Raw genomic sequence first — 23,326 nt, forward strand, 5'->3', positions numbered from 1 at the left:
GCCACCGCGTCACCCGAGGCGCCGGCCCACCGAGGCATCGCCGGTCCGGGGCGCCGGATCCTCCCCTGCGGGTCACTCGGGACGCCGGGTCATCTCCCGCAGGCTCGCGCTGGGGCGCCGGATCCTCCCCCGCGCGCTCACCCGGGACGCCGGGTCATCTCCCGCGGGCTCACCCGCGGCGCCGGACCCCCGCCGCCTCACCCGCGGCGCCGGACCCCCGCCGCCTCGCCCGAGGCGTCGGATCCCCCCCCCGCAGGCTCGCCCGGCGTGTCGGCACAGCCCCCGCGGGATCCCCGTGTGCGTCGCCGGCTCAGCCCAGATGCCGGTACCTTCCCCGGAAGTACAGGAGGGGGCCGCCGTCCGCGCTGGGGAGGTGGGCCGTCAGGACGCGGCCGACGACCAGGGTGTGGTCACCGGCCGGGACGCGCTGCTCGGTGCGGAGTTCCAGGGTGGCCAGGGCGCCGCCGACCAGCGGGGCGCCGGAGACCTCGCCGCGGACGTAGGGGATGTCCTCGAACAGCAGCCGGTCGCTGATGCGGCCCTTCATGGCGAAGCGGCCGGCGATGTGGCGCTGGCTCTCCGTCAGCACCGACACGGCCCACAGGGGCTGCTCGGCGAGCAGATCGTCCATGCGGGAGCCCTCGCGCAGGCTGACCAGGACCAGCGGCGGGTCCAGCGACACCGAGACGAACGCCGTGGCGGTCATGCCCACGTCCTCGCCCCCCGGCGCCAGCGGGTCGTCCGGGTCCAGCGGCGGCTCCTGCGCGGTCACCAGGACCACGCCCGCGGCCAGCCGGGTCATCGCGGCCCGGAACTCGTCGTTGCTCACCCCCTCAGCATGCCCAACGGCGGCGGTGGCCGTGGGTGAGGCGGACGGGGAGAGGGACGGCGAGGGTGAAGTGTTCAGCACACACTCCACGCTAATCACCGGCTCACGGCCCCCGCATCGGGCCTTGGCCCGAGCCCGGACCTAGGACCCGAGGACCAGTGGAACCCAAGATTCCGGCCCGCGCCGCAGAGCGGAACCCTGGATTCCAGCCCGCTCGGCGGGGTGCTGGTGCATCATGTCCACACACCCACAAAGTTTGCGTTCGGTAAACGTGCAGGGAAAACGCGGAAACCCCACTCAATTGTTCACGTTCAGCTGTGACTTGAGTCACAAGAGGCTCTAATTGTTGACCCTGTGTACCGAGTGGGCTTCGCGCTGTGATTCAGTGGCGGAGACCGCACGGAACGATACGCCGAAGAGAACCCTTTGACGCACTGCGAGGTCTCGGGGGGAGGGCGAGCATGGAGACCGAGTCGGAGCCCTACGTCCGCCTTGCGACCCTGCGACAACTGCACCAGGTCATGGCGGACATGAACACCGCGCGGAGCCTGGCGGACACGCTGCAGACCGTCGCCGACGGCGTCGTGACCGGACTCGGCTACGAGCTGGCCTGCGTCAACCTTGTACGCGCCGACGGCGACCTCGTGGTGGCCGCGTTCTCCGGCAACCCCGCCGCCGAGGCCCTGATCACCGGCCGGGTCGGCTCCCGTGATTCCTGGGAGCGCCGGCTCGGCATGGGCGAGCACTGGGGCGATCTGGTCTTCATACCTCACACCGAGGGCTGGGTCCTCGACGACGACGACGTCCCGCAGTGGTACACCGACGGGCCCGCTCCCCGTTTCGAGGACGAGTGGCACCCCTCCGACCGGCTCTTCGCGCCCATGTACTCGGCAGGCGGACACGGCGGCGCCGGCGAGTTGCTCGGCGTGCTGTCCGTGGACCGCCCGCGCAACGGCCGCAGGCCCGGCGCCTGGGGCCGCGAGGCTTTGCAGGTGTACGCGTTCCAGGCGGCCATCGCGATCAGCAACGCCCGGCTGCGCGCCAACATGCAGCGTGCCCTGGTCCGCCTGGAGCGCGAGCAGCAGGCCCTGCGCGCCAGCGAGGAGAGCTTCCGGCAGGCCTTCGAGTACGCCCCCTCCGGCATGGCCATCGCCGAGATGGGCGGCGACCAGCACGGCCGGATCCTGCGCACCAACGACGCCCTGTGCCGGCTGCTCGGCCGTCCCGCCTCCGCGATGCGCCGCTACTCCTTCTCCGACCTGGTCCACCCCGAGGACATCGGCACGCTGCTGCGGACCTCCGCGGAGGGCGGCCGCGCGGAGCTGCGCCTCGGCCGCCGCGACGGCACCTATGTCTGGGTCTCCCTGCGCAACTCCGTGGTCGCCGACGCCGCCGACGGCCCCCGCTTCCTGCTCACCCACGTCGAGGACATCGAGGAGCGCAAGCGCCGCGAGCTGCATCTCGCGCACCGCGCCTCCCACGACTCCCTGACCGGCCTGCCGAACTCCGCCGAGCTGCGCTCCCGTCTCTCCGCCCGTCTGTGCCGCCGCCCCCAGTCGGCCGGCGAGCTGGAGTCGCTGGACGCCGCCTACGGCCACCCGGCCTATGCCGCCGACGGCAGCCACGGCTTCGACTTCGCGCCCGGCTCCGCGGCGTACGACGCCTACGACCACCATGTGCACACCGTCGCCCCCGAGAGCGACCGGGACGACGGCACCAAGGGCCTCGCGGTGCTCTTCTGCGACCTCGACGGCTTCAAGTCGATCAACGACCGGTTCGGGCACAACGCGGGCGACGCGGTCCTCATCGAGGTGGCCCGGCGGCTGTCGAACGGCGTGCGCGACGGCGACACGGTCGCCCGGCTCGGCGGCGACGAGTTCGTGATCCTCGCCGACGGGCTCGGCCGGGCCGACGCCCAGGACCTCGCCGTACGGCTGCGCAACGAGATCATCCAGCCGATCCGCGCCGAGGGCCGCGCCGTCCGGGTCGGCGCCAGCTTCGGCATCGGCTGGGCACATTGCGGCATGACAGCGGACGAAGTGCTGAAGTCCGCTGACGAGCGTATGTACGTCGAGAAACGATCTCGTCCCAAACAGCATCGCCGGGCCGGATGATCCGCAGGTCAGCGACCTGATGCCGGTTGAGTCACCTGTTTGGGGCCACGGGAGCGGGTAGGCTCGCCATCCTGACGACGTACTGCATCCGACCCGCACCTGTTGAGGAGTACCTAGGGATGACGCCCGGCAACAACGGCGCGAGCACGCCCGAGGACGACGACCCGTTCGGCTACCTGTACGCCGACGGTCAGGCCAACGGAGCCCAGCCGCCGTCCGGCGGTTACGGCTACCCGAACTCGGTCAACCGGGTCCGCGCCGTCGGCCAGCGTCAGTACGGCCAGCAGGTCGGCCAGCAGACCCCCACGGCGCCCTACGGCCAGGTCCCGCAGCAGCAGGGCCAGCAGCAGGGCGCGTACGGCCAGCCGAGCGCTCACTACGCCGCTCCCGAGACCCTTCCCGGCGGTGCGCCGCCCAGCGGCCGCCGGGCCGCTCAGGGCGGCGGCACCGGCCGCCGGGGCCCGAACACCAAGGGCCTGCTGATCGGTGCCGTCGCGGTGGTCGCCGCGGTGGTCATCGGCATCAGCGTGGCCATGATCGGTGACAAGGGCGACGACAAGGGCGGGGACAACGCCGGCGGCACCACCCCCGCGGCCACCCAGAGCTCCCAGCCGTCCGCGTCCGCCAGCAGCAGCGTCGCGCCGGACGGCGAGCTGCCGAAGATCGACGCCAAGGCCCTGCTGCTCGGCGGCGGCGCCACCACCGCCTCCACCGTCAAGGGCGCCCAGGCCGACGGCGGCGTCTACGTGACGAACTTCAACACCGTCGGGGCCTCGGTCACCTGGACCGTCAACGGCATTCCCGACGACGGCAAGTACACCGTCTTCGTCGGCTACGGCGTCCCGGGCAAGGACGGCACCGCGACCCTCACTGTCAACGGAACGCCGTCCACCACGGCCGTCAACCTGAAGAACTGGGCGAACGCCCCGGCGGGCGACTACGAGAAGGGCTGGACGAAGACGTACAACTACGTCCAGCTCAACAAGGGCACGAACACCATCAAGATCTCGTGCGAGCAGGGCAACCAGTGCGACGCCAACCTCGACCAGCTGTGGCTGGCCAAAGGCTGGGTGAAGTCCGGCGGCTGACGGCGGCTGACCCTCAGGCCGCGCTGGCCTCCCCGGTCACCGCCACCCGCTCCAGCAGCTCCGCGTAGGCCGTGCGGTCGAACTCGCCGGCCGTCGGTGACAGCACCGTCGCCGTGGACAGGGCCACCGCGCGGGCCAGGCGGTCCGGCCAGGGCAGGTGCTCCACCAGTCCGGAGAGCAGGCCCGCGACCGCCGAGTCGCCGGCGCCGGTCGGGTTGCCGTGGACGCGGGCGGGCGGGACGGCCCGCCACAGGCCCTCCGCGGTGTGCGCCAGGAGGCCGTCGACGCCCAGGGAGGCGACGACCGTGCGGGCGCCGCGCCGGCGGGCGTCCTGGGTGGCGCGCAGCGGCTCGTGGGCGCCGGTGAGCTCGGCCAGCTCGTCGGCGTTCGGCTTGATGATGTCGGGGCGTGCGGCCACCCCGCGCCGCAGCGCCTCGCCGCTGGTGTCCAGCAGCACCGGCACGTTCGCGGCGCGCGCGGTGCGCACCAGGCCGGCGTAGGCGCCCACGGGCAGTCCGGGCGGCAGGCTGCCGCACAGCGCGACCGCCGAGACCGAGCCGAGCAGATCCTCGTAGACGTCCTGGAAGGCGGACCACTCGGCCGGGGTGATGACCGGGCCCGGCTCGTTGAGCTGGGTGGTGTCGCCGGTGCGCTCGTCCACGACCGCCACCGTGCGCCGGGTCGCGCCGGACACCGGGACCAGCGCGTCCACCACACCGGGCGTCGCCGCGAGCCGTTCGTGCACCTCGCGCCCGGTGGTGCCGCCCGCGAAGCCGGTGACGGTCACCGGATGACCGAGGGCGGCCAGCACCCGGGCCACGTTGACGCCCTTGCCGCCGGGCCGCTCGGTCACCTCCGTCACCCGGTGGGAGACGTGGGGCCGCAGGGACGGCACCCGGTAGGTGATGTCGAGAGCGGTGTTCAGCGTGACCGTGAGGATCACGTGGGCCGACCTCCCCCGAGTAGGTGCGCCTGTCACGGCGTACGTACGCCTGGCATGACGTCCCGGACGTCCGCCGGGACTTCGATCATGCCAAACGGAGGGCGCACCGCCCAGACCTCGGACCGGCCATCCGGCCGACGGCCGGCCGGACGGCGTCCGAAGGCCAGGGCGTACGACCGGACGGATCAGCCCAGTTGGGGATCGACCACCCATTCGCCGCGCCGCATCACGCCCTTGAGCGCGAAGTCCTCGTCCAGCAGCACCAGGTCGGCGTCCTTGCCGGGCTCGAGGGAGCCCACCCGGTCGTCCATCCCGAGCAGCCGGGCGGGGTTGGCGGACAGGGCCCGTACGACGTCCTCGACCGGCAGCCGGTCGACCGTCACCGCGCGCCGGAAGGCCCGGTCCAGGGTGAGCGTCGAACCCGCGATCGAGCCGCCCTCCACCAGCCGCGCCACGCCGTCGGCGACCTCGACCTCCAGCGGGCCGAGCATGTAGCGGCCGTCACCGCTGCCGGCGGCGTCCATGGCGTCGGTGATGAAGGCGACCCGGGCCGCGCCCGCGTGGTGGAACGCCAGCTCCAGGGCGGCCCGGTGCAGGTGCACCCCGTCGTTGATCAGCTCGACCGTGATCCGCTCGTCCTCCAGCAGCGCCGCGATGGGGCCGGGCGTGCGGTGACCGAGCGTGGGCATCGCGTTGAACAGGTGGGTGGCGACGGTGGCCCCGGCGTCGATCGCCTCCCGCGTCTGCTCGTAGGTGGCGTCCGTGTGCCCGATCGCCGCGATCACCCCGTGCTCGGCGAGCAGCCGTACGGAGTCGATGCCGCCGGGCAGTTCGGTGGCGAGCGTGACCATCTTCGCGTGCCCGCGGGCCGCGTCGATCAGCTTGCGCACCTCGGCGGGGTCCGGGTGGCGCAGCAGCGCCTCGGAGTGGGCGCCCTTGCGGCACGGCGAGATGAACGGCCCCTCGAAGTGGATGCCCGCGATCTCGCCCTGCTCGGCCAGCTCCGACAGCAGTCCGGCCTGCTTGGCGAGGACGCCCATGTCGTCGGTGACGGTGGAGGCCACGACGGTGGTGGTGCCGTGGCGCCGGTGGGCGTGCACGGCGGTCAGCGCGTCCTCGGCCGAGCCGGAGAAGGAGGCCCCGCCGCCGCCGTGGTTGTGGATGTCGACGAAGCCGGGGACCAGCCAGTGTCCGGTGACGTCGAGGGTCTCGGCGTCCGCGGGGGCCCTGTCGGCGATCCGCGTGCCGTCGACGATCACACGGCCGCCGTCCGCGATCCCGGTGGGCAGTACCACCCGGGCTCCGGTGAGAACCTTGCTAGGGGCCATCAGCTGGCTACCTCCGGGAAGTCGTAGAAGCGTTGAGGAGATCCCAGGCGAGGAGCCCCGCGCCCAGGCATCCGGCGGTGTCCCCCAGGGCCGCGGGGACGATCGACGGCAGTTTCTGGAAGGTGACCCGCCGCCGGACGGCCTCCCGCAGCGGTGCGAACAGGGTTTCGCCCGCCTCGGCGAGCCCGCCGCCGATGATCAGCGTGCCCGGGTCCAGCAGGGTGAGCGCGGTGACCAGCCCGTCGGCGAGCGCGTCCACCGCCTCCTGCCAGACCGCCTGGGCGCGCGCGTCCCCGGACTGGACGGCCTTGGCGCAGTCCGCCGCGTCCGCGTCCGGGTCCCCGCACGCCTCGGCCCAGGCCTGGCTGACCGCGGAGGCGGACGCGAACCGCTCCAGGCAGCCGTGCTGACCGCACGGACACGGGGTGCCCCCGGGCCGTACGACGATGTGGCCGATCTCGCCGGCGAAGCCGTGCGCGCCCGCCTCCACCCGGCCGTCGATGCCGATGGCGCCCGCGATCCCGGTGCCCAGCGGGACGAAGAAGAACCGGTCGGCGCCCTTGCCCGCGCCGATCCGGCCCTCGGCGAGCCCGCCGGTGCGCACGTCGTGGCCGAGCGCGACCGGGGCGCCGAGCCGCTCGGCGAGCAGGTCGCGCAGCGGTACGTCGCGCCAGCCGAGGTTGGCGGCGAAGGCGGCGATGCCGCGCTCCTCGTCGACGATGCCGGGCACGGCGACGCCGGCGGCGGCCGCGGGCTCGCCGAAGCGCTCGGCGCCGTACGCGCGCAGCTCGGCGGCGAAGCCGAGGATGCCCTCGACGACGGCGTCGGGCCCGCGCTCCCGGCCGGTCGGGCGGCGTGCCTGGTGGAGGAGGTCGCCGTCCGTGCCGACCAGCGCGGCCTTCATCCCGGTGCCGCCCACATCGAGAGCGATGACGTGTCTCACAGGGGACAGTGTGGCCCGTCGACCCGCAAGAGGTCTAGTCCACTCACCTGGTGTAGACCTATCGTGTCCGCATGGTGAACAAGACAAACGGTTGGGGCTGAACACAGCAGTGCAGCGGCGTAGGACAGGAATGATCGCGGTGGTGTCCGCACTGGGCATGACGACGGTCCTCGGCGGCTGCGGGAGCACCGGCTCCTCCGACGTGACTCTCAAGCTGGTCGCGGCCGACTACGGCGACTCGCCTGCCAACACCTCCCAGAAGTACTGGGAGCGGCTGGCCAAGGACTACGAGTCCCTGCACCCCGGTGTGAAGGTCGAGGTCAGCGTGTACTCCTGGACGGACGTCGACCGCAAGGTCAAGGAGATGGTCGACGCCGGCGACCCGCCGGACATGGCGCAGATCGGCGCCTACGCCGACTACGCCGACCGGGGGCTGCTCTACAAGGCCGACGACCTGCTCTCCATACCCGTCCAGGCCGACTTCCTCGGTCAGCTCTCCGAGTCCGGACAGGTGCGGCACGTGCAGTACGGCATCCCGTTCGCGGCCTCCACCCGGGTGCTCTTCTACAACAAGACCCTCTTCGACCGGGCCCACCTCACCCCGCCCAAGAACTGGGACCAGCTCGCCGCCGATGCCGAGGCGCTGAAGGCCGAGGGCGTGGAGTACCCCTACGCGCTGCCGCTGGGCCCCGAGGAGGCGCAGGCGGAGACCATGATGTGGCTGCTGAGCGGCGGCTCCGGCTACACCGACGACCTCGGCACCTACACCCTCAACTCCCCGCAGAACACCGAGACCTTCACCTGGCTCAAGGACGAGCTGGTCGGCAAGGGCCTGACCGGCCCCGTCGCCCCCGGCAAGCTCAACCGCGCCGACGCCTTCGCCGCCTTCGCCAAGGGCGACGTCGGCATGCTCAACGGCCACCCCACGCTGATGCAGCAGGCCGCCAAGAACGGCGTGAAGTTCGGCATGGTGCCGATGCCCGGCCGCAGCGGCACGCCCAAGTCCACCATGGGCGTCACCGACTGGATGATGGCCTTCAAGGAGAACGGCCACAAGGACCAGATCGGCGACTTCCTCGACTTCGTCTACAGCGAGAAGAACGTCCTCGACTTCTCCCGCGAGTACGACCTGCTGCCCGTCACCACCTCCGCCTCCGACGCGATGGCCGCCGCGCAGCAGGACAAGGACCTCTGGCCGTTCCTGGACGAGCTGCCGCTCGCCCAGCTCTACCCGGTCGGCAAGACGTCCTGGGCCGGGATCAGCGCGGACATCAAGCAGCAGATCGGCCAGACGGTGAGCCCCGGGGGCGACCCCACCGCGGTCCTGAACCGGCTCCAGGAAAAGGCGTCGGAGGCGGACAGCGCGGAGAGCGCCGGCTAGGCCCTGTCGTCAAACTCCCGTCTGCCCTGCGGGCGGACGACGGGAGTTTGACGACAGGACCCAGAGGGACCGCCGGGCGGGCGTCGTTGTCGGTCGCGGGGGCTACGGTGCACGTATGGACGACGTGGGCGACGAGCGGGAGGCGCGGGCGAGGAGCCTGGACCCCAGGGAACGGGACATCCTCGCCCTGGAGCGCCGCGGCTTCGCCGGCCCCGGCGCGAAGGAGCGCGCCATACGCGAGGAGCTGGGCCTGTCACCCGTTCGCTACTACCAGCTCCTCAACGCCCTCCTCGACGACACCCGCGCCCTGGCGCACGACCCGGTGACGGTGAACCGGCTGCGCCGGGTGCGGGAGGCGCGCCGGTCCGAACGCTGAGGAGTGGTCGCGGCCCGCGGTGGATAGGTTCGGCATATGGGCAGCCAGGAAAGTCACGAGACGAACCCGAACAACGCCGGCCCCTCCCTGCCGACGCCCGCCACACCCGCCGGGCGCGACGGACTCGCCGCGCTGCTCGCGCACCCGGAGAAGGCGGTGATCGCCCTCGACTTCGACGGCACCCTCGCCCCGATCGTGGCCGACCCGGAGCAGGCCCGCGCGCACCCGGAGGCGGTGCCCGCGCTCGCCACGCTCGCACCGAAGGTGGCCGCCGTCGCGGTCGTCACCGGCCGCCCGGCCGGCGTCGCGGTCCGCCACGGCGGCTTCGCGGGTGTACCCGGCCTGGAGCACCTCGTCGTCCTCGGCCACTACGGCGCCGAACGGTGGGAGGCCGCCACGGGCACCCTCACCGCACCGGCCCCGCACCCCGGCGTGGCCGCCGTCCGCGCCGAGCTGCCGGGCTTCCTCGACCGGATCGGCGCCTGGCGCGGCACCTGGATCGAGGAGAAGGGCCGCTCCCTCGCGGTCCACACCCGCCGCGCGGACGACCCCCAGGCCGCGTACGACCTGCTTCGCGAGCCCCTGACCGGGCTGGCCGCCCGCCACGGCCTGATCGTCGAACCGGGCCGCATGGTCCTCGAACTGCGCCCGCCGGGCATGGACAAGGGCGTGGCCCTGTCGGACTACGTCCGCGGCCTGGGCGCCACCTCGGTCCTCTACGCCGGCGACGACCTCGGCGACCTCCCCGCCTTCGCCGCGATCGAGAAGCTCCGCTCCAACGGCGTACCCGGCGTGCTGGTGTGCAGCGGCAGCACAGAGGTCACAGAACTCTCGGACCGAGCGGACCTGGTGGTGGAGGGCCCAGCAGGCGTGGTGCACCTACTGGGAACACTGGCAGCACACCTGTGACCGCACAGCCTGCGGGCAGTCGTGCCTCCCCCAGTGCTTGACGCCCGGGAGGTACCCCCTGGGCGGCACGGGTGGGCGCAGGCGCCCCCCCGAGCGGGGCAAGCGCACCCACCCCCAGCACCCCCACCTACCTCAGCCGATCCAACTCCCGCAGCTGATCCAGGAACCACTGAGCCGGAGGGAGCGCCGTAGCCGCGGCAGTAAGCCGCTTCGTCCGCTCCGCGCGCTCCGCCCCCGCCATGCTCAACGCCTCGTGCAGCGCCCCCGCCGTCCCCACAACATCGAACGGGTTCACCCCCACCGCGTCCTCCCCCAGCTCCTCGTACGCCCCCGCCTCCCGCGACAGCACCAGCGCACACCCGGAGTCGGAGACGACCGGCACCTCCTTGGCGACCAGGTTCATCCCGTCCCGGATCGGATTGACCAGCGCCACGTCCGCGATCCGGTACGCCGCCAGCGACCGCGCGAAGTCGTCCTCGACGTGCAGCACGACCGGCCGCCACCCGGCGGTCCCGTACCGCCCGTTGATCTCGTCCGCGAGCCGCCGCACCTCCGCCGTGTAGTGCCGGTACACGGCGAGGTCCTGCCGCGAGGGGTAGGCGAACGCGAGATGCACCACCCGTTCGCGCCACTCGGGGCGGTCCTCCAGCAGCTGCCGGTACGCCAGCAGGCCCCGCACGATGTTCTTCGACAGCTCCGTACGGTCCACCCGGACGATCGTCCGGCGCGGGCCGCCGTCCGGGGCCGCGCCGATCTCCTCGCGCAGCGCCGCCATCCACTCGAAGACGTCCGCCCGGTGCGAGCGCTCCCGCAGGAACTCGGCGTCCGCGCCCAGCCCGTGCACCCCGACCCCGGTGCCCCCGAGGCCGCCCACGAGCGCCTCGCAGCACCCGGTGAACGCGTCCGCCCACCGCCGGGTGAGGAAACCCAGCCGGTCGGCGCCCAGCATCCCGCGCAGCACCTGCTCCGCGACGTCGTCGGGCAGCATCCGGAAGTAGTCCACCGGCGCCCACGGCGTGTGCGAGAAGTGCCCGATGCGCACATCCGGCCGGAAGTCGCGCAGCATCCCCGGCACCAGGGTCAGGTGGTAGTCCTGCACCACCACGGCCGCGCCCTCGGCCGCCTCCTCCGCAAGCGCCTCGGCGAAGGCCCGGTTGTAGGCCTCGTAGGACGCCCACTGGCGCCGGAACTCCTGGTCGAAGACGGGCTCCAGCGGGGTCTGGTACAGCATGTGGTGGACGAACCACAGCACCGAGTTGGCGATGCCGTTGTACGCGTCGGAGAACACCTTCGGGTCGATGTCCAGCATCCGCACCTGCTGTCCGCCGGTCGCCTCCGACGGCAGCCGGCGTTCGCCCTCGTAGCGGCGTACGGCCTCCCGGTCGGCGTCGCTCAGCGCGGCGCACACCCACACCGCGCCCGCGTCCGGCCCGATCGCGGACAGCCCGGAGACCAGCCCTCCGCCTCCGCGTCGGGCATGGAGCGAGCCGTCCTCGCGGATCCCGTACGAAACCGGCCCGCGATTGGACGCGACCAGCACCTCGGCACCGTGCGTTGCAGCCATGGTCTGGAACCTAGCCCGGGCCCCAAACGCTCAAACGTACGGTTCCGCTTCGTAGCCGGTGGTACCAGGGCGCGAGCGGGTTTCACGCCACCTTCCGGGTGGCGTACTCCGCGATCTCGTTCATGGGCGGGCGTTCCTCGGTGTCCACCGAGTACGTGCGCGGCTCGAAGCCGTCCTCGCCGCGCTCGAACTGGGTGAGGGCGGGGCGGATCAGGTGGCCGCGGGCCAGGCGGAGCTGGGCGGTGCGGTAGATCGCGGCGGCCATCCGGCCGAGCGCCTGCCCGTCCTGGTGCCGGTGTCTGCGCACCCCCACGTCGACCTGCGCGAGCGCGTCCAGGCCCACCAGGTGCAGCGCGTCGACCAGCATGCCCAGCTCGACGCCGTAGCCGACGGGGAACGGCAGCTGTTCGAGCAGGGAGCGGCGGGCGGCGTACTCGCCGCCGAGCGGCTGCACGAAGCCGGCCAGCTGCGGCCAGTGCATGTTGAGCAGCGGGCGGGCCATCAGCTCGGTGACGCGGCCGCCCTGACCGGCCGCCGTCGTGCCGCCGGCGTCGCCGCCGGGCACCGTCAGCGGGCGGTCGTACATCGCCTTGACCAGGTGCAGGTCCGGGTCGGTGAGCAGCGGGCCCACGATCCCGGTGACGAAGTCGGAGGAGAACTCCCGCAGGTCGGCGTCGACGAAGCAGATGAGGTCCCCGCGGGTGACCAGCAGGGAGCGCCACAGCACCTCGCCCTTGCCGGGCACCGCCGGGATGCGGGGGAGTATCTCGTCGCGGTGCACGACCCGGGCGCCCGCGGCGGCGGCCCGCTCGGCGGTGCGGTCGGTGGAGCCGGAGTCGACGACGACGACCTCGTCGACGAGCGGGGCCCGCACCACCAGGTCCCGGCGGATCGCGGCGACGATGTCGCCGACCGTCTCCTCCTCGTTCAGCGCGGGCAGCACCACACTGATGGTGGAACCGGTCGCGCGTTTGGCGGCTAGGAGCGTGTGGAGCGGGCGATCGCTCACGGACCAGGAGCGTGTCCTCAGCCAGCGCTCGACTTCTTCCAGCACGGTCGACGGCTCCTCACTCCTGCTCGGCTCGCTCGCCAGGACCGGCAGTGCCCGGATCGCGGCGTGGATCACATCTTCGTGTGATCCGTCTCGCGCTTCGGACGACTCTCTCCCACTGTCCTGGCCGTCGGTTACAGTCTTGAACAACGCGGATGACCACCGCATGCCGGGGGTCATCAACCGCGACTCACAATCGAATACCGCTCATCCAGAGGGGCAGAGGGACACGGCCCGATGAAGCCCCGGCAACCCCCCTGAGCCGAACTCGTCTCCGCGAGGCGCCAGGCCAGGGAAGGTGCCAATTCCGTCTCACGGCGAGATGCGTCGTGAGGAAGATGAGGAGAAAGGGCCTCGCCTCACATGGCTGTGCAGACAGTTGCTAGCAGCACCTCCGGATCCACCGTCGACCTCGGCCCCGCCGCGGCCCTGAGCTGTCGCGAGTGCGGTCACCGCGTACCCCTCGGCCCGGTCTTCGCCTGCGACAAGTGTTTCGGCCCGCTGGAGATCGCCTACGACTTCTCGGCCTACGACACCGAGGAGCTGCGCAAGAAGATCGAGGCGGGCCCCGCGAACATCTGGCGCTACGCCCCGCTGCTGCCCGTCCCGGCGGACGTGGCGGACAAGCCGAACCTCAACCCCGGCTGGACCAAGCTCGTCAAGGCCGACAACCTGGCCGGCGAACTCGGCGTCACCGGCGGGCTGTACGTGAAGGACGACTCCGGCAACCCGACGCACTCCTTCAAGGACCGCGTGGTCGCCCAGGCGCTGGAGGCCGCCCGTGCCTTCGGCTTCACCACCCTGTCCTGCTCCTCCACCGGCAACCTGGCCGGCGCCGTCGGCGCCGCCGCCGCCCGTGCCGGCTTCCGCTCCTGCGTGTTCATCCCGCACGACCTGGAGCAGGGCAAGGTCGTCATGGCCGCGATCTACGGCGGCGACCTCGTCGGCATCGAGGGCAACTACGACGACGTGAACCGCTTCTGCTCCGAGCTGATCGGCGACCCGGCCGGCGAGGGCTGGGGCTTCGTCAACGTCAACCTGCGGCCGTACTACGCCGAGGGTTCCAAGACGCTGGCGTACGAGGTCTGCGAGCAGCTCGGCTGGCGGCTGCCCGACCAGATCGTCGTGCCGATCGCCTCCGGCTCCCAGCTCACCAAGGTCGACAAGGGCCTCCAGGAGCTGATCAAGCTGGGTCTGGTCGAGGACAAGCCGTACAAGATCTTCGGCGCCCAGGCCGAGGGCTGCTCGCCGGTGTCCACGGCCTTCAAGGCCGGGCACGACGTCGTACGCCCGCAGAAGCCGAACACCATCGCCAAGTCGCTGGCCATCGGCAACCCGGCCGACGGGCCGTACGTGCTGGACATCGCGCGCCGCACGGGCGGTGCGGTGGAGGATGTGACGGACGAGCAGGTCGTCGACGCGATCAAGCTGCTCGCCCGCACCGAGGGCATCTTCGCCGAGACGGCGGGCGGCGTGACGGTCGGCGTGACGAGGAAGCTGATCGAGAGCGGCGCCCTCGACCCGACGAAGACCACCGTCGTCCTGAACACCGGCGACGGCCTGAAGACCCTGGACGCGGTCGCGGGCACCGGCCTGACCGCGACCATCCGCCCGACCCTGGACTCCTTCCGAGAGGCTGGCCTCGTATGAGCGTGACCGTTCGCATCCCCACCATCCTGCGCACCTACACCGGCGGACAGGCCGAGGTGAGCGCCGAGGGCGCCACCCTCGCCGAGGTCATCTCCGACCTGGAGAAGAACCACACGGGCATCGCCGCGCGCGTCCTGGACGACCAGGGCAAGCTGCGCCGCTTCGTCAACGTCTACGTCAACGACGACGACGTCCGCTTCGAGCAGGGTCTGGAGACCGCCACTCCGGACGGCGCGGGCGTGTCGATCATCCCCGCGGTCGCCGGCGGCTGACCATTACCCTGGGTAACTCGGTTACCGATTGTTCACGGAACGGCCCCTTCCGTAAGAGAAGCGGAGGGGGCCGTTCTGCGTGATTGAGCGCGGTACAGTTGGGGAACGCGCCCCTGATCCCTGGATCGGGAAGCCCTGGATTCCTGCCGCACGCCGATAAGAAGTAGCCAAAGTGTGCGGGTTTTTCGCGGCATTTGTCTTGTTTGTGGGGCCCGACTTGCCCTGAATCAAGATGAATTCTCGTCATATTCCGGACCCGGTCCGTCCAGAATTCTCGTCCGATTGACCTGTTGCAGACGGCAGTTGGACAGATACATTCAGCCGCGGTCGACGCGTTCCGGCGCACGCCCCCGTCCACGGGGGGTGAGGTCTGACCCGGGTCCGCGAAGTGTGGATCTGTGCAAGGGCCAGTAATAGGGGAGTTAGGCATGGCTCAGGGCACCGTCAAGTGGTTCAACGCGGAGAAGGGGTACGGCTTCATCGCGGTCGACGGTGGTGCGGACGTCTTCGTCCACTACAGCGCGATCCAGATGGACGGCTACCGCACGCTGGAAGAGGGCCAGCGGGTCGAGTTCGAGATCTCGCAGGGCCAGAAGGGCCCGCAGGCGGACATGGTCCGCGTCACGGCCTGATTCGCGCGACCACCGCAAGCGATCAGCTTTCGAAGGGCCCGCACCTCCACCCGGGGGGCGGGCCCTTCGGCGTGTCGCCGCACGCGTGCGCCGCCACCCCGGCCGTCGCCCTCCGAGGGGGCTCGCTTCGCGAGCGCGCCTTGCACTCGGGTGGGTCGAGTGCTAATCATTGGCGTTAGCACTCTGAAGGTGAGAGTGACAGCGAAGGACCGGGTCGGTGAGGCCCGCAGGCCGGGTGGGGCAAGGAACCACGAGGTCGGCGAGCCGTCCGTCGCGGGCGCGGGCGCGGTCCGAAGGAATCACCCCCAGTCCTGGAGGGACCACTTCACATGGCCAAGATCATCGCGTTCGACGAGGAGGCGCGGCGCGGCCTCGAGCGCGGCATGAACCAGCTCGCGGACGCCGTGAAGGTGACGCTCGGCCCCAAGGGCCGCAACGTCGTCCTCGAGAAGAAGTGGGGCGCCCCCACGATCACCAACGATGGTGTCTCCATCGCCAAGGAGATCGAGCTCGAGGACCCGTACGAGAAGATCGGCGCCGAGCTGGTCAAGGAAGTCGCCAAGAAGACGGACGACGTCGCCGGTGACGGTACGACCACCGCGACCGTGCTCGCCCAGGCCCTGGTCAAGGAGGGCCTGCGCAACGTCGCCGCCGGCGCCAACCCGATGGCCCTCAAGCGCGGTATCGAGAAGGCCGTCGAGGCCGTCTCCGCCGCCCTGCTCGACCAGGCCAAGGAGGTCGAGACCAAGGAGCAGATCGCCTCCACCGCCTCCATCTCCGCCGCCGACACCCAGATCGGCGAGCTGATCGCCGAGGCCATGGACAAGGTCGGCAAGGAAGGCGTCATCACCGTCGAGGAGTCGCAGACCTTCGGCCTGGAGCTCGAGCTCACCGAGGGCATGCGCTTCGACAAGGGCTACATCTCCGCCTACTTCGCCACCGACATGGAGCGCATGGAGGCGGTGCTCGAGGACCCGTACATCCTCATCGCCAACTCCAAGATCTCCTCGGTCAAGGACCTGCTCCCGCTGCTGGAGAAGGTCATGCAGTCGGGCAAGCCGCTGCTGATCATCGCCGAGGACGTCGAGGGCGAGGCCCTGTCGACCCTGGTCGTCAACAAGATCCGCGGCACCTTCAAGTCCGTCGCCGTCAAGGCCCCCGGCTTCGGCGACCGCCGCAAGGCCATGCTCGGCGACATCGCCATCCTCACGGGCGGCGAGGTCATCTCCGAGGAGGTCGGCCTCAAGCTGGAGAACGCCACGCTCGACCTGCTGGGCAAGGCCCGCAAGGTCGTCATCACCAAGGACGAGACCACCATCGTCGACGGTGTCGGCTCCTCCGAGCAGGTGGGCGGCCGCGTGAACCAGATCCGCGCCGAGATCGAGAACAGCGACTCCGACTACGACCGCGAGAAGCTGCAGGAGCGCCTGGCGAAGCTCGCCGGCGGTGTCGCGGTCATCAAGGCCGGTGCCGCCACCGAGGTCGAGCTCAAGGAGCGCAAGCACCGCATCGAGGACGCCGTCCGCAACGCCAAGGCGGCCGTCGAGGAGGGCATCGTCGCCGGTGGTGGCGTGGCCCTGCTGCAGACCACCAACGTCTTCGAGAAGCTGGAGCTCGAGGGTGACGAGGCGACCGGCGCCCAGGCCGTGAAGCTCGCGCTCGAGGCCCCGCTGAAGCAGATCGCCGTCAACGCCGGCCTCGAGGGCGGCGTCGTGGTGGAGAAGGTGCGCAACCTGACCCCGGGTCACGGCCTGAACGCCGCCACCGGCGAGTACGTCGACCTGGTCAAGGAAGGCATCATCGACCCGGCGAAGGTGACCCGTTCCGCGCTGCAGAACGCCGCCTCCATCGCCGCGCTGTTCCTGACCACCGAGGCCGTCATCGCCGACAAGCCGGAGAAGGCCGCCGCGCCGGCCGGCGGCGGCATGCCGGGCGGTGACATGGACTTCTGATCCACCGGGGTCCCTCGCGGGACCTTCGAGGATCGGATCCGTCCTTTCGTACCGAGGGCGGCACTCCCTGGAAGCAGGGGGTGCCGCCCTCGGGCGTGTTCTGGGCCACATCGCGGGGGCGGTGGAAATGGTGTGGCGGACGGCACGGTTGGTACCGCTGGACGCAGTACATGCGCGTGCACATACCATGCGGTATCCGTTTCTCCCGTCCCGCCCAGGAGCCTCTATGACCGTCACCGCCTCCGGATCGGCCCCCGGGTCCGCCTCCCGCGCGGCCTCGATCCTCTCCCGTCCCGTCACGCTGAACGGCCTGACCGTCCCCAACCGGATCGTGATGGCGCCGATGACCCGCATGTTCTCCCCGGACGGCATTCCGGGTGAGGACGTGTTGTCGTACTACGCCCGCCGTGCCGCGGCCGGTGTGGGCCTGATCGTCACCGAGGGCACGTACGTCGGGCACGAGTCGGCCGGGGAGAGCAGCCGGGTGCCGCGGTTCCACGGCGAGGAGCAGCTCGCGGGCTGGGCGAGGGTCGCCGAGGCCGTGCACGCGGCGGGCGGCACGATCGTGCCGCAGCTCTGGCACATCGGCATGGTCCGCAAGCCGGGCCGCCCGCCGTTCGCGGACGCGCCGCCGGTCGGCCCCTCCGGGCTGCGCATCGGCGAGTCCGAGGCCACCGGCAAGGCCATGTCGCAGCAGGACCTGGACGACGTCATCGGCGCGTTCGCGGAGGCGGCGGCCGCCGCGGAGCGCATCGGCTTCGACGGCGTGGAGCTGCACGGCGCCCACGGCTATCTGCTGGACCAGTTCCTGTGGGCGGGCACCAACCGCCGTACGGACGCCTACGGCGGCGACCCCGTGGCGCGGACGAAGTTCGCGGCCGAGATCGTGGCGGCGGTCCGTGCGGCCGTCTCGCCCGAGTTCCCGGTCATCTTCCGTTACTCGCAGTGGAAGCAGGAGGCCTACGACGCCCGTCTCGCCGAGACGCCCGAGGAGCTGGAGGCCATTCTGACCCCGCTCGCGGCGGCCGGTGTGGACGTCTTCCACGCCTCCACCCGCCGCTACTGGCTCCCCGAGTTCGAGGGCTCGGACCTCAACCTGGCGGGCTGGACCAAGAAGCTGACGGGCAAGCAGGTCATCACCGTGGGCTCGGTCGGCCTGGACGGCGACTTCATCAAGGCGTTCCAGGGCGAGGGCGCCGCGCTGGGCAGCCTGGACAACCTGCTGGACCGCCTGGAGCGCGACGAGTTCGACCTGGTGGCCGTGGGCCGTGCGCTGCTCCAGGACCCGGAGTGGGCGGCGAAGGTCCTGGGCGACCGCTTCGACGAGCTCAAGCCGTACGACGCGGAGGCGGTGAAGACGCTGAGCTGAGCGCCGTCACCCGACGGCGGTCGTACGAGGCCGGCGCTCGCCCCGCGCGCATGACGCGATCGCGGGGAGGCGCCGGCCTCTCTCCGGCCCGGAATTAGCTTGCTTAAGTCAATCAATTTGAATAAGGTTGCCTGAGTCAAGTACACCCACGCTCTACGGAGACGCCCTCATGTCCGACGCACTCGCCCCGCCGGCCGGCGCCGGGGCACCGCCCAGGCCCAACGTCGTGGTGGCCGTGCTGGCCCTCGGTGGCATCGTGGTCTCGCTGATGCAGACCCTGGTGATCCCGATCGTCCCGGAGCTGCCGAAGCTGCTGCACGCCTCCGCCTCGGACGCCGCCTGGGCCGTCACCGCCACCCTGCTCGCCGCCGCCGTGGCCACCCCCGTGATGGGCCGCCTCGGCGACATGTACGGCAAGCGCCGCATGCTCCTGCTGAGCCTGGCCATGCTGGTGGCCGGCTCCGCCACGGCCGCGCTGAGCGACTCCCTCGTGCCGATGGTCGTCGGGCGGGCCATGCAGGGCCTCGCCTCCGGGGTGATCCCGCTCGGCATCAGCATCATGCGCGACGAACTGCCCGCCGAGCGGCTCGGTTCGGCCACCGCGATGATGAGCGCCTCGCTGGGCGTCGGCGGCGCCCTCGGCCTGCCCGCCGCCGCCGTCATCGCCGAGAACTTCGACTGGCACATGCTGTTCTGGACCTCGGCGGCCCTCGGCGTCCTCGCGGCGGTCCTGGTCCTGTTCCTGGTGCCCGAGTCGAGGGTGCGCACCGGCGGCCGCTTCGACGCCGTGGGCGCGGCCGGCATGGCCGTCGGCCTGGTCTGCCTCCTGCTGGCCGTCTCCAAGGGCGCCGACTGGGGCTGGGGCAGCGGCACGACTCTCGGCCTGTTCGCGGCGGCCGTCGTGGTCCTCCTCGCCTGGGGCGCCTTCGAACTGCGCGTCCAGGCCCCGCTGGTGGACCTGCGCACGACGGCCCGCCGCCAGGTCCTGGTGACCAACCTGGCCTCCGTCGCGATCGGCTTCGCGATGTTCTCGATGTCCCTGGTCATCCCGCAGCTGCTCCAGCTGCCGAAGCAGACCGGCTACGGCCTCGGCCAGTCGCTGCTGGCCTCCGGCCTGGTGATGGCCCCCTCCGGCCTGGTGATGATGGCCGTGGCGCCCGTCTCGGCGGCCGTCTCGCGGGCGCGGGGCCCCAAGACGACGCTGATGATCGGCGCCCTGATCGTGGCCGCCGGCTACGGCCTGAACATCGCCCTGATGGACCAGGTCTGGCACTTCGTCCTGGCGTCCTGCGTGATCGGCGCCGGCATCGGCTTCACCTACGGCTCGATGCCCGCGCTCATCATGGGCGCCGTCCCCGCCTCCGAGACCGGCGCGGCCAACAGCCTCAACACCCTGATGCGGTCGATCGGCACCTCCACCGCCAGCGCGGTCGCCGGCGTGGTCCTCGCCCACATGACCACGAAGTTCGGCCCCTACGCCCTGCCCTCCGAGAACGGCTTCCGCACGGTCCTCGCGGTCGGCGCGGGCGCGGCACTCCTCGGCTTCGCCGTCGCCTCCTTCATCCCGCGGCAGCGGGCCGAGGTGCCGGGCGAGCCGGTGGCGGCGGCGGAGGAGGAGACGGAGGTGTCCGCGTCGAAGGCGTAGGGCACGGCTCTGACGGGCGGCTACACGTTGCCGAGCGGCTCGATGTCGACCCGTACCGGGGTCCCCCAGACGCGTACGACCTCGTAGTCGGTGAACTCGTGCACCAGCCGGTAGGCCATCGCGGCGCGCGGCCCGCGCCGCTCGGCCGCGATGAACTGCTCGGCCTCGCGCCGGTCCCGGCGCGGGGTGCCGCACAGTTGCCACTCCCGCCCGTTCCACAGCTCCGGCAGCCACCGCTGCTGGGGCTGCGGCCGTTCCTCACGCGTGCCGTACCGGGAGGGAGCGGGGGAGGAGGCGGGCGGTTCGCCGACCGGGGGGCCGTACGACGGCCCGTACAGGTCCGTGCGACGGGCGACGCGCCGCCGGGTCTCGCAGAGCAGGCAGCGGTCGGGCGCGCTCTCGTCCACGGGGCCGTTCGGGTGCTCCGGGCACCGGGTGGCGGGGGCCGCGCCGGTGACGCTCTCCTCCAGCAGATCGAGGGCGCGCCTGAGGTCGCCCCTGACCTCGTGCAGCTTGGCGTCGGGCGTGTCGGCGGTGAGCGCCTCGCCGTGCTCGCCGAGAAGACGGAGAGCCCGGCCGAGGGCGGTGAGCTGGGCGTGATTCATCGTGCCCTCCAGCGTAGGGGGTGTCTCGTCGATGACGCCGGGCTCGCGGTGCCTGTCCGTGGCACGTCAGGGCCGTTACCGGCACCGGGCCCGGTGTCTCGTCGATGACGCCGGGCTCGCGGTGCCTGTCCGTGGCACGTCAGGGCCGTTACCGGCACCGGGCCGGCAGGGCCGGTACGGTGCCGCCTGGCACGGACCCCCCGATCGTCCCCGCTGTCAGGCGCGGGCCTGGTCCAGGGCCGCGCGGAGGTGGCCGGCCGAGGCCTCCAGGAGGCGGGCCGCCGTCTCGGCGTCGACGCCGGACAGCAGGGTGAGGATCGCGTTCTTCACCTCGCCGTCCGTGGCCGCGAGCGCGCGCTCGATGTCCTCGTCCGCCGCGCCCGTGGCGAGGGCCACGATCCGGCGGGAGCGCGCGCGCAGCTTGTCGTTGGAGGCGCGTACGTCGACCATCAGGTTCCCGTACGTCTTGCCCAGCCGGATCATGGTGATCGTCGAGAGCATGTTGAGCACCAGCTTCTGGGCCGTGCCGGCCTTCAGCCGGGTCGAGCCGGTGAGTAGTTCCGGGCCGGCGACGATCTCGATGCCGTGCTCGGCGGCGGCGGCCAGCGCGCTGTTCGCGTTGCAGGCCAGGCCGATCGTCAGGGCCCCGCGCTCACGGGCGTGCTCGACCGCGCCGAGGGCGTACGGGGTGCGGCCGGAGGCGGAGATGCCGACGACCGTGTCGTCCGCGGTCAGGCCGAGGGCGTCGAGCGCCTTCACGGCCAGCTCCCGCGAGTCCTCCGCGCCCTCGATGGAGGTCACCATCGCCTCCGGGCCGCCCGCGATCAGGCCCACGACCTGGGACGGCTCGGTGTTGAACGTGGGCGGGCACTCCGAGGCGTCCAGCACCCCGAGCCGCCCCGCCGTACCCGCGCCCGCGTAGATCAGCCGCCCGCCGCGTGCCATCCGCTCGGCGACCGCGTCGATCGCGGCGGCGATCTCGGGCAGCCGCTCGGCCACCGCGGCCGGCACGGCGGTGTCCTCGGCGTTCATCAGCCGCGCGATCTCGAGCGTGGGCAGCCGGTCGATCTCGGCCAGCTCGGGGCGGAACGCCTCGGTCGTCAGCGACTCCAACTCGGCGCGCAGCTCGCGGTAGTGGGACGTGGAGGTCATGGGAGGCGGCTCTCTCCGAACTCTCTGGGCTTCGGGCGGTACGGCACGGCGGACCGTGCCGGTGGTCGGCGGCGGCGAGGCGGCGAGCGTGCTCCTGCCGGCGGCTACGAACGCTGGTTGCCGCCGCGCGGGCTGTGCCGGTGGGCCAGCGCCTCGTACGACGCGGCCAGGGCCGGTGCCGCCGTCTCGTACGTACGCTGGGCGACCCCCACGAACAGGCAGTCCACCACCAGCAGTTGGCTGGTGCGGGAGGACATCGCCGCCGGGCGCAGCTCGCTCTCCCGGGAGGTGGACGTGGTCAGGACGTGGTCGGCGTACTGCGTGACGGGCGCGTCGGGGCGGCCGGTGATGGCGACGGTGGTCGCGCCGCGCTCGAAGGCGACCCGCAGCGGCTCGATCACGTCTCCGGTGGAACCCGAATGGGTGATCGCGATCGCCATGTCGCCGGCGCGCAGCTGCACGGCGTTGGTGACGGCGAGGTGCGGGTCGCTGGGCGCGTGGGCGATCAGCCCTATCCGCAGCAGCTTCTGGGTGAGGTCCTGGGCGACCAGGCCGGAGGCCCCTATCCCGTAGACGTCCGTGCGGCGGGCGGTGGCCAGTGCGGCGACGGCCGCGCCGAGTTGGACGGTGTCCAGGCCGGCGGCGGTGTCGGCGAGGGTCTGCTGCTCCTCGTAGGCGAGTTTGGCGACGACGTCGGCGATGGGGTCGTCCACCGCGATGTCGGTCGTGATGGCGGGCGCGCGGCCGGACTGCTGCTGGGCGGCGAGGCCCGCGAGGGCGAGGCGCAGGTCGCGGTAGCCGGGGTAGCCGAGCAGTCGGGCGGTGCGCACGACGGTCGCCTCGCTGGTGCCGGTGAGCTCGGCGAGGCCGGTGACCGTGAGGGCCGCGCAGCCGGCCGGGTCGTGCGCCACGGCCTCGGCGACGCGCTGCATGGAGCGCGTCATGGAGGGCGCGAGCGTGCGAACCTTGGCCGCGAGGGCGGCGGGCGCGGGGGGTGTGCCGATCGCCGGGCCGCCCGAGGGTGCGAAAATTTCCTTCACGTCCTGGGTCACACCATGAAAGATATTTTCCGAACGGACATGTGGTCAAGAGTGCGCACAATGGAGGCATGGAGCCCATCAGCCCACTGGAGCAGGCCCTGCACGCCGCCCGCGCACTGATTCTGGCCGACCTGATCGCCGGCGACGTCGCCGAGGCGGACGTGGTCTCGCTCGTCGAGGACTCCGTCGCGCAGCGCCGCTGGTGGGTGGAGCAGTGGCCGGACGGCGCGCGGTATGTGGCGGGGCTGGTCGCACAGGACGTGCAGGACGCCCTCCTGGAACGCTACGGCCGCTGGCCGCTGTGCCCCGTCTGCGGCCACGGCGACCCGCACGCGCTGGACGTGGAGCCGGAGCTCGGACCCGACCCGCACTGGGTGTGCTCGAAGGCGGGCGTGAAGGTGGCGCCGGTGGGAGCGCTGGGGGAGGCGACGGGCGGGGAACCCCTGTCGTGAGGGCCGAGCGAACCGCCCTCACCCGGACGGC

At 71.9% G+C, this 23,326-nt stretch carries 21 protein-coding genes and 1 riboswitch; of the genes, 12 read left to right on the top strand and 9 right to left on the bottom strand.

Going from position 1 to position 23,326, the window contains the following annotated elements; genetic code table 11:
• Window positions 1–310 precede the first annotated feature (310 nt).
• On the bottom strand, window positions 311–802 hold the full coding sequence (locus IE318_RS15610; protein ID WP_373311188.1) for a flavin reductase family protein: 492 nt from the start codon (window positions 800–802) through the stop codon (window positions 311–313).
• A 488-nt stretch (window positions 803–1,290) separates the two neighbouring features.
• Here IE318_RS15610 and cdgB point away from each other — a divergent pair, with 488 nt between their 5' ends.
• Together cdgB and IE318_RS15620 are read left to right on the top strand one after the other, a co-directional pair.
• Entirely contained in the window at window positions 1,291–2,943 is a 1,653-nt protein-coding gene (gene cdgB / locus IE318_RS15615; RefSeq protein WP_189900756.1) for a diguanylate cyclase CdgB, read from the top strand.
• 119 nt (window positions 2,944–3,062) lie between these two features.
• On the top strand, window positions 3,063–4,031 hold the full coding sequence (locus tag IE318_RS15620) for a carbohydrate-binding protein (protein WP_189900758.1): 969 nt from the start codon (window positions 3,063–3,065) through the stop codon (window positions 4,029–4,031).
• Window positions 4,032–4,044: 13 nt separating this feature from the next.
• Here IE318_RS15620 and IE318_RS15625 read toward each other — a convergent pair whose 3' ends face one another.
• The 3 genes from IE318_RS15625 to IE318_RS15635 form a co-directional block, all read right to left on the bottom strand.
• Entirely contained in the window at window positions 4,045–4,974 is a 930-nt protein-coding gene (locus IE318_RS15625; RefSeq protein WP_030164942.1) for a 1-phosphofructokinase family hexose kinase, read from the bottom strand.
• A gap of 185 nt (window positions 4,975–5,159) precedes the next feature.
• On the bottom strand, window positions 5,160–6,302 hold the full coding sequence (gene nagA, locus IE318_RS15630; RefSeq protein ID WP_189900760.1) for an N-acetylglucosamine-6-phosphate deacetylase: 1,143 nt from the start codon (window positions 6,300–6,302) through the stop codon (window positions 5,160–5,162).
• Between the two features lie 7 nt (window positions 6,303–6,309).
• A complete protein-coding gene (locus IE318_RS15635) occupies window positions 6,310–7,245 on the bottom strand; it encodes an ROK family protein (protein WP_189900763.1) in 936 nt (311 codons plus the stop codon).
• A gap of 109 nt (window positions 7,246–7,354) precedes the next feature.
• Between IE318_RS15635 and IE318_RS15640 the strand changes: the two genes are divergently transcribed.
• From IE318_RS15640 to otsB, 3 genes are all read left to right on the top strand, one after another.
• Window positions 7,355–8,626, top strand: a complete 1,272-nt coding sequence (locus tag IE318_RS15640; RefSeq protein WP_189900764.1) for an ABC transporter substrate-binding protein — start codon at window positions 7,355–7,357, stop codon at window positions 8,624–8,626.
• Window positions 8,627–8,741: 115 nt separating this feature from the next.
• Window positions 8,742–9,002, top strand: coding sequence for a DUF3263 domain-containing protein (locus IE318_RS15645; protein WP_189900766.1), 261 nt, complete (start codon window positions 8,742–8,744; stop codon window positions 9,000–9,002).
• A 36-nt stretch (window positions 9,003–9,038) separates the two neighbouring features.
• The gene (gene otsB / locus IE318_RS15650; RefSeq protein WP_189900768.1) at window positions 9,039–9,911 is read left to right on the top strand and encodes a trehalose-phosphatase; all 873 of its coding nucleotides are present in this window, start codon (window positions 9,039–9,041) and stop codon (window positions 9,909–9,911) included.
• A gap of 127 nt (window positions 9,912–10,038) precedes the next feature.
• Here the strand turns inward: otsB and IE318_RS15655 are convergent, their stop codons facing one another.
• Both IE318_RS15655 and IE318_RS15660 read right to left on the bottom strand, forming a co-directional pair.
• Window positions 10,039–11,475, bottom strand: a complete 1,437-nt coding sequence (locus tag IE318_RS15655; RefSeq protein WP_189900769.1) for an alpha,alpha-trehalose-phosphate synthase (UDP-forming) — start codon at window positions 11,473–11,475, stop codon at window positions 10,039–10,041.
• Between the two features lie 82 nt (window positions 11,476–11,557).
• Entirely contained in the window at window positions 11,558–12,529 is a 972-nt protein-coding gene (locus tag IE318_RS15660) for a glucosyl-3-phosphoglycerate synthase (RefSeq protein WP_189900771.1), read from the bottom strand.
• Between the two features lie 201 nt (window positions 12,530–12,730).
• Window positions 12,731–12,871, top strand: a riboswitch (SAM riboswitch).
• Between the two features lie 18 nt (window positions 12,872–12,889).
• Here IE318_RS15660 and thrC point away from each other — a divergent pair.
• From thrC to IE318_RS15690, 6 genes are all read left to right on the top strand, one after another.
• Complete coding sequence (gene thrC / locus IE318_RS15665) at window positions 12,890–14,176, top strand: threonine synthase (protein WP_189900773.1); 1,287 nt, start codon at window positions 12,890–12,892, stop codon at window positions 14,174–14,176.
• Window positions 14,173–14,448, top strand: a complete 276-nt coding sequence (locus IE318_RS15670) for a MoaD/ThiS family protein (RefSeq protein ID WP_030164968.1) — start codon at window positions 14,173–14,175, stop codon at window positions 14,446–14,448. The genes thrC and IE318_RS15670 overlap by 4 nt, the downstream gene beginning before the upstream one ends.
• Before the next feature lie 428 nt (window positions 14,449–14,876).
• Complete coding sequence (locus IE318_RS15675) at window positions 14,877–15,080, top strand: cold-shock protein (RefSeq protein ID WP_004986573.1); 204 nt, start codon at window positions 14,877–14,879, stop codon at window positions 15,078–15,080.
• Window positions 15,081–15,409: 329 nt separating this feature from the next.
• A complete protein-coding gene (gene groL, locus IE318_RS15680) occupies window positions 15,410–17,032 on the top strand; it encodes a chaperonin GroEL (RefSeq protein ID WP_189900775.1) in 1,623 nt (540 codons plus the stop codon).
• A 226-nt stretch (window positions 17,033–17,258) separates the two neighbouring features.
• Window positions 17,259–18,401, top strand: a complete 1,143-nt coding sequence (locus tag IE318_RS15685; protein WP_030164977.1) for an NADH:flavin oxidoreductase — start codon at window positions 17,259–17,261, stop codon at window positions 18,399–18,401.
• 169 nt (window positions 18,402–18,570) lie between these two features.
• Complete coding sequence (locus IE318_RS15690; RefSeq protein ID WP_189900777.1) at window positions 18,571–20,046, top strand: MFS transporter; 1,476 nt, start codon at window positions 18,571–18,573, stop codon at window positions 20,044–20,046.
• Between the two features lie 20 nt (window positions 20,047–20,066).
• On the opposite strand, the gene IE318_RS15695 is transcribed toward IE318_RS15690, so the two are convergent.
• The 3 genes from IE318_RS15695 to IE318_RS15705 form a co-directional block, all read right to left on the bottom strand.
• Entirely contained in the window at window positions 20,067–20,651 is a 585-nt protein-coding gene (locus tag IE318_RS15695) for a hypothetical protein (protein ID WP_189900779.1), read from the bottom strand.
• 216 nt (window positions 20,652–20,867) lie between these two features.
• Window positions 20,868–21,803, bottom strand: coding sequence for an N-acetylmuramic acid 6-phosphate etherase (murQ, locus tag IE318_RS15700; RefSeq protein WP_037868057.1), 936 nt, complete (start codon window positions 21,801–21,803; stop codon window positions 20,868–20,870).
• Window positions 21,804–21,907: 104 nt separating this feature from the next.
• Window positions 21,908–22,855 (bottom strand): MurR/RpiR family transcriptional regulator, encoded by a 948-nt coding sequence (locus tag IE318_RS15705; protein WP_030164989.1) that lies wholly within the window; start codon window positions 22,853–22,855, stop codon window positions 21,908–21,910.
• A 56-nt stretch (window positions 22,856–22,911) separates the two neighbouring features.
• Between IE318_RS15705 and IE318_RS15710 the strand changes: the two genes are divergently transcribed.
• The gene (locus IE318_RS15710) at window positions 22,912–23,295 is read left to right on the top strand and encodes a DUF8819 family protein (RefSeq protein WP_189900781.1); all 384 of its coding nucleotides are present in this window, start codon (window positions 22,912–22,914) and stop codon (window positions 23,293–23,295) included.
• Window positions 23,296–23,326: the final 31 nt, after the last annotated feature.

Source organism: Streptomyces spiralis, from assembly GCF_014654675.1.
GTDB lineage: Bacteria > Actinomycetota > Actinomycetes > Streptomycetales > Streptomycetaceae > Streptomyces > Streptomyces spiralis.

Coding starts and splice junctions, on each gene's coding strand:
- IE318_RS15610 (WP_373311188.1), bottom strand. CDS start 802: ATGACCCGGCTGGCCGCGGGCGTGGTCCTGGTGACCGCGCAGGAGCCG.
- cdgB (WP_189900756.1), top strand. CDS start 1,291: ATGGAGACCGAGTCGGAGCCCTACGTCCGCCTTGCGACCCTGCGACAA.
- IE318_RS15620 (WP_189900758.1), top strand. CDS start 3,063: ATGACGCCCGGCAACAACGGCGCGAGCACGCCCGAGGACGACGACCCG.
- nagA (WP_189900760.1), bottom strand. CDS start 6,302: ATGGCCCCTAGCAAGGTTCTCACCGGAGCCCGGGTGGTACTGCCCACC.
- IE318_RS15645 (WP_189900766.1), top strand. CDS start 8,742: ATGGACGACGTGGGCGACGAGCGGGAGGCGCGGGCGAGGAGCCTGGAC.
- otsB (WP_189900768.1), top strand. CDS start 9,039: ATGGGCAGCCAGGAAAGTCACGAGACGAACCCGAACAACGCCGGCCCC.
- IE318_RS15655 (WP_189900769.1), bottom strand. CDS start 11,475: ATGGCTGCAACGCACGGTGCCGAGGTGCTGGTCGCGTCCAATCGCGGG.
- thrC (WP_189900773.1), top strand. CDS start 12,890: ATGGCTGTGCAGACAGTTGCTAGCAGCACCTCCGGATCCACCGTCGAC.
- IE318_RS15670 (WP_030164968.1), top strand. CDS start 14,173: ATGAGCGTGACCGTTCGCATCCCCACCATCCTGCGCACCTACACCGGC.
- IE318_RS15675 (WP_004986573.1), top strand. CDS start 14,877: ATGGCTCAGGGCACCGTCAAGTGGTTCAACGCGGAGAAGGGGTACGGC.
- groL (WP_189900775.1), top strand. CDS start 15,410: ATGGCCAAGATCATCGCGTTCGACGAGGAGGCGCGGCGCGGCCTCGAG.
- IE318_RS15685 (WP_030164977.1), top strand. CDS start 17,259: ATGACCGTCACCGCCTCCGGATCGGCCCCCGGGTCCGCCTCCCGCGCG.
- IE318_RS15690 (WP_189900777.1), top strand. CDS start 18,571: ATGTCCGACGCACTCGCCCCGCCGGCCGGCGCCGGGGCACCGCCCAGG.
- IE318_RS15695 (WP_189900779.1), bottom strand. CDS start 20,651: ATGAATCACGCCCAGCTCACCGCCCTCGGCCGGGCTCTCCGTCTTCTC.
- murQ (WP_037868057.1), bottom strand. CDS start 21,803: ATGACCTCCACGTCCCACTACCGCGAGCTGCGCGCCGAGTTGGAGTCG.
- IE318_RS15710 (WP_189900781.1), top strand. CDS start 22,912: ATGGAGCCCATCAGCCCACTGGAGCAGGCCCTGCACGCCGCCCGCGCA.